At 56.9% G+C, this 12,565-nt stretch carries 15 protein-coding genes; 2 read left to right on the top strand and 13 right to left on the bottom strand.

Features of this window, described 5'->3' with window-relative positions; all coding sequences use genetic code 11:
• Positions 1 to 681: 681 nt before the first annotated feature.
• Together AC13EK_RS07230 and AC13EK_RS07225 are read left to right on the top strand one after the other, a co-directional pair.
• On the top strand, positions 682 to 1,569 hold the full coding sequence (locus tag AC13EK_RS07230; RefSeq protein WP_017503452.1) for an iron-containing redox enzyme family protein: 888 nt from the start codon (positions 682 to 684) through the stop codon (positions 1,567 to 1,569).
• Complete coding sequence (locus AC13EK_RS07225; protein WP_017503453.1) at positions 1,566 to 1,916, top strand: response regulator; 351 nt, start codon at positions 1,566 to 1,568, stop codon at positions 1,914 to 1,916. Before AC13EK_RS07230 ends, AC13EK_RS07225 begins: the two co-directional genes overlap by 4 nt.
• A 120-nt stretch (positions 1,917 to 2,036) precedes the next feature.
• Here the strand turns inward: AC13EK_RS07225 and AC13EK_RS07220 are convergent, their stop codons facing one another.
• The 13 genes from AC13EK_RS07220 to AC13EK_RS07160 all read right to left on the bottom strand — a co-directional run bounded on the left by AC13EK_RS07220 (position 2,037) and on the right by AC13EK_RS07160 (position 12,225).
• Positions 2,037 to 2,930, bottom strand: coding sequence for an SDR family oxidoreductase (locus tag AC13EK_RS07220; RefSeq protein ID WP_026109678.1), 894 nt, complete (start codon positions 2,928 to 2,930; stop codon positions 2,037 to 2,039).
• Between the two features lie 107 nt (positions 2,931 to 3,037).
• Complete coding sequence (locus AC13EK_RS07215; protein WP_007711008.1) at positions 3,038 to 3,214, bottom strand: hypothetical protein; 177 nt, start codon at positions 3,212 to 3,214, stop codon at positions 3,038 to 3,040.
• Positions 3,215 to 3,759: 545 nt separating this feature from the next.
• A complete protein-coding gene (locus AC13EK_RS07210) occupies positions 3,760 to 3,906 on the bottom strand; it encodes a lmo0937 family membrane protein (protein WP_017503455.1) in 147 nt (48 codons plus the stop codon).
• 46 nt (positions 3,907 to 3,952) lie between these two features.
• Complete coding sequence (locus AC13EK_RS07205; protein WP_063976878.1) at positions 3,953 to 4,147, bottom strand: hypothetical protein; 195 nt, start codon at positions 4,145 to 4,147, stop codon at positions 3,953 to 3,955.
• Between the two features lie 107 nt (positions 4,148 to 4,254).
• Entirely contained in the window at positions 4,255 to 4,731 is a 477-nt protein-coding gene (locus AC13EK_RS07200; RefSeq protein WP_063976879.1) for a hypothetical protein, read from the bottom strand.
• A 258-nt stretch (positions 4,732 to 4,989) separates the two neighbouring features.
• Positions 4,990 to 5,175 carry a hypothetical protein gene (locus AC13EK_RS07195; protein WP_063976880.1) on the bottom strand — a complete coding sequence of 62 codons (186 nt, stop codon included), beginning with the start codon at positions 5,173 to 5,175 and terminating at the stop codon, positions 4,990 to 4,992.
• 117 nt (positions 5,176 to 5,292) lie between these two features.
• Positions 5,293 to 6,357 (bottom strand): AI-2E family transporter, encoded by a 1,065-nt coding sequence (locus AC13EK_RS07190; RefSeq protein ID WP_063976881.1) that lies wholly within the window; start codon positions 6,355 to 6,357, stop codon positions 5,293 to 5,295.
• 114 nt (positions 6,358 to 6,471) lie between these two features.
• A complete protein-coding gene (locus AC13EK_RS07185) occupies positions 6,472 to 8,691 on the bottom strand; it encodes an amylo-alpha-1,6-glucosidase (RefSeq protein ID WP_063976882.1) in 2,220 nt (739 codons plus the stop codon).
• Positions 8,692 to 8,699: 8 nt separating this feature from the next.
• Positions 8,700 to 9,794, bottom strand: coding sequence for a glycosyltransferase family 4 protein (locus AC13EK_RS07180; protein ID WP_017503093.1), 1,095 nt, complete (start codon positions 9,792 to 9,794; stop codon positions 8,700 to 8,702).
• Positions 9,795 to 9,954: 160 nt separating this feature from the next.
• On the bottom strand, positions 9,955 to 10,155 hold the full coding sequence (locus AC13EK_RS07175) for a hypothetical protein (RefSeq protein WP_080727390.1): 201 nt from the start codon (positions 10,153 to 10,155) through the stop codon (positions 9,955 to 9,957).
• Positions 10,156 to 10,212: 57 nt separating this feature from the next.
• Positions 10,213 to 10,929, bottom strand: coding sequence for a Crp/Fnr family transcriptional regulator (locus AC13EK_RS07170; protein ID WP_026109599.1), 717 nt, complete (start codon positions 10,927 to 10,929; stop codon positions 10,213 to 10,215).
• A 384-nt stretch (positions 10,930 to 11,313) separates the two neighbouring features.
• Positions 11,314 to 11,604: a hypothetical protein gene (locus AC13EK_RS07165; protein ID WP_017503095.1), complete on the bottom strand. Its 291-nt coding sequence runs from the start codon at positions 11,602 to 11,604 to the stop codon at positions 11,314 to 11,316.
• 54 nt (positions 11,605 to 11,658) lie between these two features.
• Positions 11,659 to 12,225, bottom strand: a complete 567-nt coding sequence (locus tag AC13EK_RS07160) for a type 1 glutamine amidotransferase domain-containing protein (protein WP_063976883.1) — start codon at positions 12,223 to 12,225, stop codon at positions 11,659 to 11,661.
• Positions 12,226 to 12,565 lie beyond the last annotated feature (340 nt).

Raw genomic sequence — 12,565 nt, 5'->3', positions numbered from 1 at the left:
ACATGCAGATCGAGGGCATGGCCGCCCTTGCCACACCCATAACCGAGGAGGTTCAGCCGCTACAGATTACACCCAAGGCCGCCTGAAAATGCAGCCCGATGGCCAGCACCGAAATTACACCACATTGACGGACGTGACCGGGTATTTTTGAGGCGATCGTTTGAAACCCGACTACCAATACGATCGCGATCGGTCATCGCTCGTTCTAAATGCCCAGGCAATCTTCCTGGCCGCCGTGATGATCTGATCATCGGCCGCAAGGTTTCACAGCCTGCTCCTAACCCTCGCCTTTTGATCTGTCAGGGCTTCAGTCGGTCATCATGCCACTGCTTCATCGTGGAGGGCGCACCGATCAGCGTCTCAATCGCGTGACAGACGTTTATCGCTTCGTCCGCTTCTTCGCGCGCGCATCCAAAATCGCCAGGCACTCTTTCAGCTTCTTTGCAACTTCGACCAGTTCGTTGAGCAAGGTGCGCTCGACATAATGCTCCATAGGACGCCTCCGTGTGCGAATTCGGACGGCACGAGCGCGACGCAACGGATATTAAGCGATGCTGACTGAACTCAATTTGCTCCCCTGATCCATTTCGACAACAACCTTGATCCTGTTTAATCTGATTTTCAGGAACGAGCAGCGCCCTTCCGTATTCTCTCGTCATACGAGAAACAGAGAGGTTCGTCGTGGCCACCCAGCTTGAACATTGGCGCTCGCAATTTCTTCAACAGGATTTTCAGGAGGAGCTGAGCTGTTGGAACAGACAGCGGCTCGCACCTGATTTTCCTGATACAGTGACGCCTTCGCAGCTCGATCGAGATCGAAGCATGCTGCGCTTGGAGCATGCTTTCATGGAAGAGTTGCGCTCACAGGTATCCAGGGAGGCATTAGAAGCGCCAACAGATCCACAGGGATTCATCGTGTGGTTTGAAGGGCTCAAGGCGACAGGGCCTGGGCAACATGACCGATTATTCCCTTGGCTCGCGGAAGAGGCCGACAGAGATGAATTGCGATGGTTCCTGTCGCAGGAGGCGGCCGGCGAAGCAGGATTTGACGATCTCGTCGCAATGACGCAGGTCAAGCTGCCCGCACGAGCAAAGCTAGAGCTGGCACGCAATTACTGGGATGAGATGGGTCGCGGCAATCCCAAGGGAATGCACGGTCCGATGTTGGGTCAGCTGATCGAAATACTCGAACTCGATACTCAGATTCATAACACCGTCTGGGAGAGCTTGGCCCTCGCAAATGCGATGACGGCGATGGCGGCCTCGCGATGCTACGCATGGCATAGCGTAGGCGCCTTGGGCGTGATCGAACTTACGGCACCCGATCGCTCGGCTCATACCGCCAAGGCCCTGCGCCGCATTGGTCTTTCAGGCTCGGAGCGCCGATATTTCGATCTGCATGCCGTTCTCGACGTGAAGCATAGCCGAGACTGGAATGATGAGGCTATCCGACCGCTTGTCGAAGAGGATCCTCGCCGGGCGACAGCAATGGCGGAAGGTGCGCTTATCCGGTTATATTGCGGCGCACGCTGTTTCAGCCGCTATCGCGCTCATCTTGGAGTGGCATGATGAACCGATCCATTCTGGTGGTTGAGGATGATCCCGTCATCGCACAACTCCTTGTCGAAATGCTCGAGCAAGCCCATTATGTTGTAGATGGCCCCCATGCCACTTTGTCCGACGGTGTCGAGGCAGTGGCTAGAAACATGCCTGCGGGAGCGGTTCTGGATATACGATTGAAGAGAGAGGATGTAGGTCTCCTGGCAGACGATCTCGAGCTTTACGACATCCCCTATCTATTTTGTTCTGCGTCATTCGATCACCCCGCCGTTGCGAAGCATCCGGCCGCGCCTCTCATTTTAAAGCCGGCACTGCATATGTGGTTGATCCCGACGTTGCAGCGCATTCTTCACTGATGATCATGGAATCAACGATCGGTTGACGAACCGGTTAATGATCACCTGACTTCGATTTTCCGGAACTTTCCCAAATATTCGTTACCACCCGGCCCCGCGCTAAGTGGGGCCATATCATGGTCAAGCGATACCTGCTCCCCCAGTCACGCCATACACTTCGCCAGTGATGTAGCTGCCTTCCTGAGAGGCAAGAAGAACATAGATCGGCGCGATCTCGACAGGCTGGCCAGGACGACCGAACTGGCTCTGTTCCCCGAACTTTTTGACCTTTTCCTGCGGCTGCCCCCCACTGGGTTGCAGTACGGTCCAAAATGGGCCGGGCGCGACCACATTGGCTCGGACACCCTTCTCGATCAGTTGCGTTGCAAGCGCCTTGGTATAGGCGACAATGCCTGCTTTGGTCGTGGCATAGTCCAGAAGAATAGCCGATGGCTCATAGGCCTGCACCGATGCTGTGGTGATCACGGATGCTCCAGCTGGAAGATGGGGAACCGCCGCCTGCGTAATCCAGTGCATGGCATAGAGATTGGTCTTGAGTGTGCGATCAAAATCTTCCGAGCTCACGGCCGTGACGTCATCGCGATATTGTTGGTGGCCAGCATTGATGACGAGGATGTCGATCCCGCCGAGACCGGAAAGCGTCTCATTGACAAGCTTGTGGCAACAGCTCTCGTCGGTGATGTCACCCGGTAGCGCGACGGCCTTGCGCCCCTCTCGTTCGATCAGCTCGATCACTTCTCTTGCGTCAGCTTCCTCGCTCGCAAGATAGGAAATGGCGACATCGGCGCCCTCTCGCGCAAAGGCGATGGCCGCAGCCCGCCCGATGCCGCTATCGCCACCGGTCACGAGCGCCTTGCGGCCGCTAAGCTTTCCTGAACCGACATAGCTGTCCTCGCCATGATCAGGTTCTGGATTCATGTTCGCGGCGATGCCCGGAGCAGGTTGCGGTTGCTCGGGGAATGGCGGCCTGGGATATTGCGTGCGTGGATCCTGCATGGTGAGACGCTCTGCCATGTTCGCTCCTTGCTGAGTACTATGATGGACATTGTCCGGTTTGCCTTTTGAGTGCCAACGAAAAACGCCGCCCCGTCTGGGGCGGCGCATTCTGACCCTGAAGATTGTCAGTCGCCGGTGCCGGGCTTGTCGGTCTTCGGCGGCTTGCCGTCTTCGATTCGACCTTCATTGCGAAGATCCCGACCTTCCTGAGCCTTCTTCTGGCTTTCAGGCGATTTGCCGTGCTCGAAGGCTTCTTCCTTCACGTAACCGGCGGCTTCCTTGGCCTTACCTTCAATGCTCATGATACTCTCCAATTCTGCCAGGGGCAGATGCCACCCAACACCAAGATCAATCCCTGGCCAGGCAGGCCGTTCCTGGGCAATCGGCTGACATTGATCTCGATCAGTGCGATTTCGCGAAGAGTTTCAGGTGCGTCGGCATGACTGAGCATGTGTGCCAGGAGGCGGACTTGATGCACGTCGCGGTCTACCGGGACCATGTGCGCGTCAGCTGGCCGGCAACAAGCCGGAGCGCGCGATAGCCACGATGTGGATACACGCCGCTCTAGATTCCTTTGCGCGACGGCGTAGCTTAGGTGCGCCTGAGTGCGGTGAACGCAAGCGTCAGAATTGGCCTTGCCCGCTTGGAGGTCCCGTGCGACTGTTCGATTGCAGAAACCGGACTTTGCGCCGTGCCGCAGCTACCCATATTCTCCGTTCTATCTCCGGCTTTCTTAGCTGTCTTTACGGCTCGAACATCCTTGTGCGGCATGCCAGTCTTCCTCTTGGCCGATCGCGTCATCTCCGATCGCAATTGGCATGGGTTTTCACGCGCTCGGTCAGGCCGGTCAGGCTCGTCGTCCGGTGACGAACTGATAGACCAGAACAATGACGGCGAGAACCAGGAGGAGATGGATCAGACCACCCCCGATCGGGATGACGAACGCGCCCAGAACCCATAGAATCAGGATAACGAGAAGAATTGTCCACAGCATGTAGGGGCTCCTGTTTACGATTTCGGAGACGTTGACCGGCCGGCCCTTACCGCAGCCCACGTGCCAGCAGCATCGCAGCCAGCAGCATCGCGCCACCCATTGCGACATATTGTCCGGTGGCAGACCGGGTCGGCATATGGTCATCCGAAAGCTGCAGCTCTTCCGCATCTGAAAACATGCCTATCTGCGGCAGCGGGGCGGGTAGCGTCTCAACGAAATGCATGACGGGGGGAAGGTGCATCGGCTTAATCTCTCCTTGATGCAATGAACGCCCCAATGTCTGAAATGGTCCATCTTGAGCATCCACTTGTTGAGCGTTATCAGGCTGCAGGCCGGCGGTGCTGGCGGCTAAAATGTGCTTCCGGTGACCGGATCATATTTCGGTAAAGCCAGGCTGTTGATCCGATCCAGCATCGTCTGGCTGGGCGCGACGCAACAAATGTCCCAGTTCTGTCCCGCCGGATATGCACCTACTGCCAGAAAGTCCCGGCTCTGCTCAATTGCGCGATGCCCGGTTCCAGCAGGCAGCAGCAACGCGTCGCCGGCTCTGACCTTGATTTCAAATGCCTTGGATCCTCCAAGCGCGAGAATGGCATGACCCGATGCCATCCCCAGCACCTCATGTGCGGTCGAGTGATAATGATCATAATCGTAGATCTGATCACGCCATTCGGGTTCCCAGCCATGCTTGTGAAAGCGTGCCTCGAAAGTTTCGGCCAGATCCGTCCGCTCCCTTGGCTCCACTTCGATATACAGCTTGACCGGCAGGACGGGATTATTTGGCACCCACCCATTTCGTGGCAAGAGGATCGACTTAGGAACCATGCCTGGTCCCCGATGATATCGAGATGGCGCACCAAAGCTTGGGTGTTGCTTGTTCATGTGGGTGCGACGAATGGCTGCGCTTTCGCGCCGTAAGGGGTATGAACAAGATCGAAAAATGAGCGATTATGCTCATGTCACCATCGCTCCCAACATTGAAGATATCGGTTCTGACTTGCTCGGGCTGCGCGAGACCGGAAACAGGATTTTGAACGACCAATGCCTGTTTGAGGACGCGGTCGCGCCAGCGTCCCGCTCGCGTCAAAGAGCCATCTCGACGATATCCAGGCGATTGTCCTTCGCGTAGATCATAGCGGCCTGCAGGGCATCCATGCGAGAGGCGTAGCCCCCATTTTCGAGATTGAGAACAGGATCTCCCACCCGCCCACTCTCGGCACTGACATGCCAGCGGCCCTTCTCCTGCCTGATCGCAACATATTTGAACATGATCGGAGACCTTGAATGCGGCGCCTTTGGTCTGCCGACAATGCGGCAATCGCCTGATCGTTCCACCAGTTCGATTTCGTGTTTCCGGGCACTTTGCGCGGACTGGCCATCCACGCTTCAGTCGCACGTGGTAGCGCCTTTTTGCTCTGACAATATATCCCATCCCGTGAGGAAGAATGCCGCAGCGATCGGCCCCACCACGATACCGCTAAGGCCAAGCGTCTCGATTCCGCCCAGAGTCGTCACCAATATGAGCCAATCCGGCAGCCCGGTGTCTCGACCAACGAGCATTGGCCGCAGGAGATTGTCGACAAGACCTATCACGAAGACGCCTGAAGCGATCACGGCGATGGCCTGCCAAAGATCACCCGACGCAAGCAGATAGGTCGCCACAGGAAGCCATATTATCGCAGGCCCGATCGCTGGCAGCAGGGCCGCAATCGCCATGAGCACCCCCCATAAGAGGGCGGCCGGCATGCCGACTATCCAGAAAGTAGCGGCGCCCAGAAAGCCTTGCGCCAGGGCAACGATTCCCGATCCCTTAATCGTCGCTCGAACAACGATCACGAAGCGCGCTGCGATCCGATGGGATATGGCGTGTTCGAGAGGTAATCTCTTGATGATCTGGGGTGCTAGCGCCTCCCCATCGCGCAGGAGAAAGAAGCTCACATAGAGACCCACACCGAAGGAGAGTACGAAAGCAGCCGCATCCGCGCCGATCGTCAGAGCGCGTTGCGTCAACATGCTGGCGCTGGCGCTCAACGCCTGAGAAATTTTTGCCTGCGCCCGTTCGAACGTACCAAAGCCGGCATTCTCGACCCAATGTTGCATGCGCATCGGCAAGGCAGCATGAACCTGACCAAAATAGGTTGCGAAGTCGATCTGGCCGCTTCTGATCTTTGCGTAAACGCCGCTTGCCTGCTCGACAACGAGACTTCCGATGATCAGGGCCGGCATGATGACGGCAATGATGATGATGAGCAGCGTCAGCGCTGCCGCCAGATTACGTCGTCCGCGACAATCGATCAGAATATGCCTGTAAAGCGGCTGAAACAGCAAGGCTGCCAAAGCCGCCCATAGCAATGCCGAGATGAAACCCGAAATGATCAGAGCAAGTCCGACCGTCGAGACAGCGATGAAGAGGATCAATCCTCCATTGTCGATACGCTCGCGTGATATCATTCAAATTCCGATCGCTCATAACTGACATGCGCAGCCCGGCTGGCGCTTTGTACGGGGGGAGACAATCGGCCTCTGCCATCCGGCTCATCTCTGCGCCTGGGGCAAACAGGATGATCACGCTATGGTGACGATCCTCACCCGACTGTCACGATGCTGCGGCTTGACGACCGCCGTATCTCCGAGGCGGTCGAGCATGATATCCGCTTCTCCCGCCCCCAATGGAAGCGACGCGATGAAAAGACTGTCGAGAAATGTCGGCAAGGTCGGTTGGCGGAAGATGATTTCGTTGGACGACACGTTGAACCCCAGTCCCAGACTGGCCTGGATGAGCGACAGGGGAGCCGCTGCCGACCATGCCTGGGGGCTGCAAGCGACCGGATAGAAGGTCGGGCCCTGCGAACGCCGCCGCGGGAAACCACAGAACAGCTCCGGCAGGCGCAGGAGATCAACATAGGTTGCAGCGGCAAAGAGGCCTTCGAAAATCTGCGCCGCCTGACGTTGAAAGCCATATCGCGAAAAGCCCGCGGCGATCAGCGCATTGTCATGCGGCCAGATCGACCCATTATGATAGCTCATGGGATTATAGCGTCTCTCGGTCGACGCTATCGTCCTCACACCCCAACCGGAGAATGAGGCGGGCGCCATCAATGTCGCCACAACCATAGGTGCGCGCTCTGTTCGAGCCAGACCAGTATAAAGAACATGGCCTGCGTTGGAGGAGCGAATGCGACAGGGCTGCTTCTGCCCGTCGAGCGCAAGTACATATGTTCCCAGTTCCGCGTCAAAGAAAGTCGCGTCGAAACGATCCTGCAGATCGACGGCTCGAGCGAGATAGGCTTCCGAGCGATCCAGATCACCTGTTGCGCGATAAATGCTGCTCGCCGCCTGCCACGCGCCATAAACATAGGCTTGAACTTCGGCGAGAGCGATCGGGCCTTTGGCAATACTGCCATCAGCATGGAATATGGAATCATGGCTGTCTTTCCAGCCCTGATTTTGCAGCCCCTGATCCGTCAGTCGTCCATATTCAACGAAGCCGTCGCCATCGCGATCGCCATGATTGTCGATCCACTGCAATGCAGACTCGATATTGGGTAATATTCCGGCGAGAAACTGAAGGTCTCCTGTGCGTTCCAGATATGCACCGGCCAGCATGACGAAAAGCGGCGTGGAATCGATGCTGCCATAATAATGGCGGAAAGGAACTTCACCCAGTTCGGCCATTTCGCCATGACGCACTTCATGCAGGATTTTACCTGGCTCGGCATCGGCGGCTGGATCGAAATGCGTCGCTTGGTGCGCGGCGAGATATCCCAGCACGCCTCGGCTGATAGCCGGGTCCATCCAGATCGTCTGGAGTGCGGTTATCAGCGCATCCCTGCCGAAAACCGTGCTGAACCAGGGAATGCCTGCATAGGGATATGGACCATATTCCGTACCGGTGGAGAGCATCGAGATATCGGATACCGAACGTCGCGTCACAGCATCGAAGAGGTCATTGGACGATCGCATCGACGCACTGCGGCGGCGTGAAACCTGCAGCGCACGCATGGCCTCGCGCAGGGATTTGAGGAACAGCTTGGGCAGGGGCTGATCAACTTCGCTCATTTGTTCGCAGGCAACACGTGCGAACAATGTGCATCGACCGCCGGGAGCAACAGAGACATCGAATAGCGCCTGCTCGGCCGTCAGCTGGGCTGGCGCGGGATCAAAATGGAGATGTGTCGACCGCTCAAGGCCATCACGCCCCTTATATCCCAGCAGGACATCGGCCTCTTCGACCTTCGGCTCGTGCATGGTACCACGGCGCAATCTTGTCATGCCCCGTATCTCGAACAGATCCGCGAAATCGGAAGCGAAGGAGAGGCCCACGGATACCCGGCGCTCTGCAATGTCAAAATTGCGCACAATGATCCGTTCGTAGATCGCGCCTTCCCACAGGAAGCGGCTGCGACGCAGATGGATCAGATCATGCTCCACTTCGACGCGGCCGTCTGATCCGAGGAAATCCGGGTTGGCCAGATCGCAGGTCAACATCGCATTGTCGTCGCGTAGCGCCGAACTCAGCAGTATCGGGCGCATGCCGTTGACCGTGAGATAAAGGTGCGAAAGGTGGCGCGTATCGCGATGATAGAAACCCTCGGGACTGCCAGGTCCGGATATGGCGTCGCCGCTATGGTCAAAGACGGCAAAGCTGTCTCCATGCTTGAGCGTGCGTGGCCGACGCTCGTGCAATGAAGCGGTAGCAGGGATGAAGAACTGGGTTTGCGCCTGTGACAGCGCCTGTCCTCCTGCAATGCCCGGCACCCCTGGCTGCGGTTGGGTCAGCGACATGGCGACTCCTATGCGACGATCTGCAATTCCGACTCCTCGCCGCGCTGGCGACGCAGCCAGGCGGCATCCGTACGGGCGCCCGGCAGCCTGTGATATAATGCGGCATAGTCTGCGGCCATCCTGCCAGCCGTGAACCGTGCGTCGAACGCGCCACGCACCCTTGCGCGCTCAAGGTGACGAAGTTGGCCCACCGCTTCGACCGCCTGGTCCTCGCTGTCCACGATGAAACCCGAGCGCCCATGCTCGATGATCTCGGGCACCGATCCGCATCGGAACGCAATGACCGGTGTCCCACAAGCCATTGCTTCGATCATTACAAGACCGAAAGGCTCGGGCCAGTCGATCGGGAAGAGCAAGGCCCTTGCACCCCCGAGAAAATCCGCTTTCTGCTGTTCGTTGATCTCGCCGATGAAGCGAATATTGGGATAGAGTTTGATGAGGGGCGCGATTTCCTCTTCCCAATACCCCCTATCGACAGCATCGATCTTTGCGGCAATTCGCAGTTCGATGCCGGCCCGGGCTGCGATGCGAATGGCGCGGTCTGGTCTTTTCTCGGGTGAAATGCGCCCGAGGAAAGCGAGATACCCCTCACCGGCGCCGAGGCTGGGCTGCAGCAGATCGACCGGCAGACCATGGTAGATGGTCGCACCCCAATTGACCGGTGGCATGGGCTGGCGCTGATGATCGGAGATCGACACGAGACAGTGATCGCCAAAACACCGGTAGAATGGCGGCAGATCGGGAAGGTCCAGTCGACCATGTAATGTCGTGACGGTTCGTCCGATAAAATCCTGGATCATGGGCAGATGCAGCAGATCGATATGGAAATGGAGCGCATCAAACTCGTCGGCCCTTTGCCGCACCGCATCCAGCATCATCATATGATAAGGTATGGTGTCGACGATACCCGGGGTCAGTCGCAGCGCCGCCGGCGTAATCGGAACAAGCTCAGCCGATGTCTGCGAATCGCCGCTCGCGAACAAGGTCACTTCATGCCCCTGATGCACCAACGCCTCTGTGAGATAGGAGACGATCCGTTCGGTACCCCCATAAAGCTTGGGCGGCACACTTTCAGCAAGGGGAGCGATTTGAGCGATCTTCATGCGGCTATCCTCTACCGGAGATAGGCCTCGTTCATCCCCCTGCACACGAGCCGCAAAGTAAAGCCCCGCAAATGCCTAAAGTTGCATTGCAGCAATAATAAAAAATACAATCCAATACCGAAATGATTTTTAGTATTGATTTAGATCAATCAGGAGAATTTCATTCTTCAGGAAAATCCTTGTCTTCGCCTGCAGCCACTTGCTCACGCGCTATTTCGGCGGCACGCAGAAGAGAAAGGCCCGTCCCCTCTGCTGCATTGGCTGTCAGCGTTATTGCAATACCGTTCGGTCCATCCAGCATGATCAATCCGGCGTGGGCTGAGGCAATGCCGGCTTCTTCATGGATACCTGGGGTAGGCATAACGGCTCTGCTCCTTCTCAAGGACACAAGAACGATATGCCACCAGCGGCGGTTCCGTCAGTCCTGCTCGTCGAGGAACAGGTAGGCAGGGTCAAATTCACCCAACCGCGCCAGACCTCTCAGATCACGGATCTCAACATCATGGCGGTGGATTGCTAGGAGATCGCGATCTTTGAGTTCACGCAGCATGCGGTTCATGTGAACGGACGTTATGCCGCATGCTTCTCCCAAATCGGCTTGGGTCATAGGAAGAGCAAAACGCGCTCCATCACTTCGACCGATCGCTCGCAATTTCGCTTCGGTCTCGCAAAAGAAGTGGCTGACCCGCGCAATCGCATCGAGACGACCGAGACGAAATATCCACTCGCGATGCATGGCGGCATCAAGCAGCGTGCTGAACCATAGCAATTTCGTGAGTGACGGGCGCGTCGCGACGAGTTGATCGAGAGCAGCATGAGGCACTAACGCTATCTTACAGGCGGTCAGTGTCGCGAGGTCATGATCAAGATGACCCAGCGGGTAGCCATGGAGGTCGACAAAATCGCCAGCCACATGCACCGCAACGAGTTGCCTTTCTCCTTGCCTGTCATCCATGTATCGGCACATCATACCTTCGATGAGATAGGTACTCATGCTGACATTTTGATCGCGAGATATAAAGGTCTTGCGGGCAGGCAATGTCCTTAAATCGGCAACCGCTTCCTCAAGTGCTCCAAGGTCTTGGGCACTCAGCAGATTACGCCTGCGACTACGCAGAAAATCGGCAAACACCATCGTCATGTCCAGCATTGCAGATTGGATCGTCATGCATTCGCACATCACCAGAACAGGGTCGAGCGCAAAGGGTCGCTTGAACTCGTGCGGACAGGGCTGGCGGCGACCGAGCGGTGGAGGTCGCGATTGCCACGTTCGCAAGTGGTATCAGGCGAGCGCTTCGAGATCGATGGAGAGGCTGCGACACAAACACAGAAGTAAAAACCCTGCATCTTCCGATGCAGGGCTAGGGGGGCCGCAAATCAATGACTTGCTAAAAAAATAACTACTGCAGGCGCGTTTTGTATCCGAAGAAATATCTTCATCCGCAAATTTCGTTACGGCCTTCCCACTGGTATTATGCCTCGGACTGTCTGGGTCATATGGAGGATACCAAGCCTTGCCTCAGGGAGCGTTTGAATTATCGGCGTCAGGCCGCTTCCGCGTCTGCTTGTAACTCACCGCAGGGCTATTTGTCGCCATGGATGGCTTGGTCTTGCAGGCGGATTGCGCGTTCTGCGCCACCGTCTTCTCGAAAGTCCGCTTGAGCAGCCACCCGACCGCGAAGGTGACCGTAGCTGTGACGGCTGCGCGCGCTGCGGTTTCCGCAATCCCGATCTTCACTGCATCCTGCATCGCTTCATCATAAGACTTGCCAAAAGCGCGATTCCGCGCGGTCTTCTTACGAAACATCATAGACCCTCACCCTGTTGAAATATCGATGGCGGCTGCATTTCCGCCCGTTCAGAATCAGTCCCGCGCTGTCAAGCGCGATGGCGTATCGGCAAATGCCTCGATGAGCGCAGAACAGAATGCCGGCAGGTCTTCAGGACTGCGGCTGGTGATGCATTGGCCATCGATCACTACCTTCTCATCGACCCAAAGGCCGCCAGCGTTCTGGATATCCGTCTTAATTGACGGGAAGGAGGTGAGCGAATGGCCTTTAGCGATCTTGGCTTCAATTAAGAGCCATGGCGCGTGGCAGATCGCACCGATCGTTTTTCCAGCACCGAAAATTGCTTCGACAAAGGATATCGCCTCGGCGCTCGCGCGCAACTTGTCGGCGCCGACACTGCCGCCGGGAATGACCAAGCCATCAAATGAAGCCGGATCCGCCTCAGAAAATACGGTATCGACGGCATACTCGCCACCAGGATCAAGATCATTAACATTGGTGCGCGCTTGGCCAGGTTGAAGGCCGATCACTTTGACGCACGCTCCGGCCTTCCTAAGTGCGTTCATGGGCTCCACAAATTCCACTTCTTCTGTACCGCGCGGAGCGATAAGAACGGCGATCGTACGGCCGTTGAGCGACATGGCGACTCCTTTGGAAATGATGTCTTGACTTGGTCAGATGACTGTTCAACGGCCAGAAGCGCAGCCGGATCCGCTAATCCCGCAAACTCAAGGCTCGAGCTAGTTAGACTTTGCGCGATCGGCTGTGTGGGCTGGTTTCAGTCGAAGTGCGTATAACGCGAGTCCCAGAGCCTCGGATATCATCGCTGCTCTTCGAGTCTGATCTGCCCCCCGCTGAGTGGCCCAGAGACTATGATAGTCTGGACCACGATGACCCTCACCCCAACACTGGTCCGGCCTTTGTGAGAAAAGCCGGCTGCTTTTGGATCAGGGCAGGCATGCCTGCCCTGATCCAAAAGCG

This window comes from Sphingobium sp. L-44 (genome assembly GCF_056859495.1).
This window is presented reverse-complemented; position numbering and strand designations above follow the sequence as displayed.

Bases quoted from the DNA above. Each gene is read 5' to 3' on its own strand.
- AC13EK_RS07225 (WP_017503453.1), top strand. From the start codon at position 1,566: ATGATGAACCGATCCATTCTGGTGGTTGAGGATGATCCCGTCATCGCA.
- AC13EK_RS07195 (WP_063976880.1), bottom strand. From the start codon at position 5,175: ATGTTCAAATATGTTGCGATCAGGCAGGAGAAGGGCCGCTGGCATGTC.
- AC13EK_RS07190 (WP_063976881.1), bottom strand. From the start codon at position 6,357: ATGATATCACGCGAGCGTATCGACAATGGAGGATTGATCCTCTTCATC.
- AC13EK_RS07185 (WP_063976882.1), bottom strand. From the start codon at position 8,691: ATGTCGCTGACCCAACCGCAGCCAGGGGTGCCGGGCATTGCAGGAGGA.
- AC13EK_RS07220 (WP_026109678.1), bottom strand. From the start codon at position 2,930: ATGGCAGAGCGTCTCACCATGCAGGATCCACGCACGCAATATCCCAGG.
- AC13EK_RS07200 (WP_063976879.1), bottom strand. From the start codon at position 4,731: ATGGTTCCTAAGTCGATCCTCTTGCCACGAAATGGGTGGGTGCCAAAT.
- AC13EK_RS07170 (WP_026109599.1), bottom strand. From the start codon at position 10,929: ATGGTGTTTGCCGATTTTCTGCGTAGTCGCAGGCGTAATCTGCTGAGT.
- AC13EK_RS07205 (WP_063976878.1), bottom strand. From the start codon at position 4,147: ATGCACCTTCCCCCCGTCATGCATTTCGTTGAGACGCTACCCGCCCCG.
- AC13EK_RS07210 (WP_017503455.1), bottom strand. From the start codon at position 3,906: ATGCTGTGGACAATTCTTCTCGTTATCCTGATTCTATGGGTTCTGGGC.
- AC13EK_RS07180 (WP_017503093.1), bottom strand. From the start codon at position 9,794: ATGAAGATCGCTCAAATCGCTCCCCTTGCTGAAAGTGTGCCGCCCAAG.
- AC13EK_RS07215 (WP_007711008.1), bottom strand. From the start codon at position 3,214: ATGAGCATTGAAGGTAAGGCCAAGGAAGCCGCCGGTTACGTGAAGGAA.
- AC13EK_RS07165 (WP_017503095.1), bottom strand. From the start codon at position 11,604: ATGATGTTTCGTAAGAAGACCGCGCGGAATCGCGCTTTTGGCAAGTCT.
- AC13EK_RS07160 (WP_063976883.1), bottom strand. From the start codon at position 12,225: ATGTCGCTCAACGGCCGTACGATCGCCGTTCTTATCGCTCCGCGCGGT.
- AC13EK_RS07175 (WP_080727390.1), bottom strand. From the start codon at position 10,155: ATGCCTACCCCAGGTATCCATGAAGAAGCCGGCATTGCCTCAGCCCAC.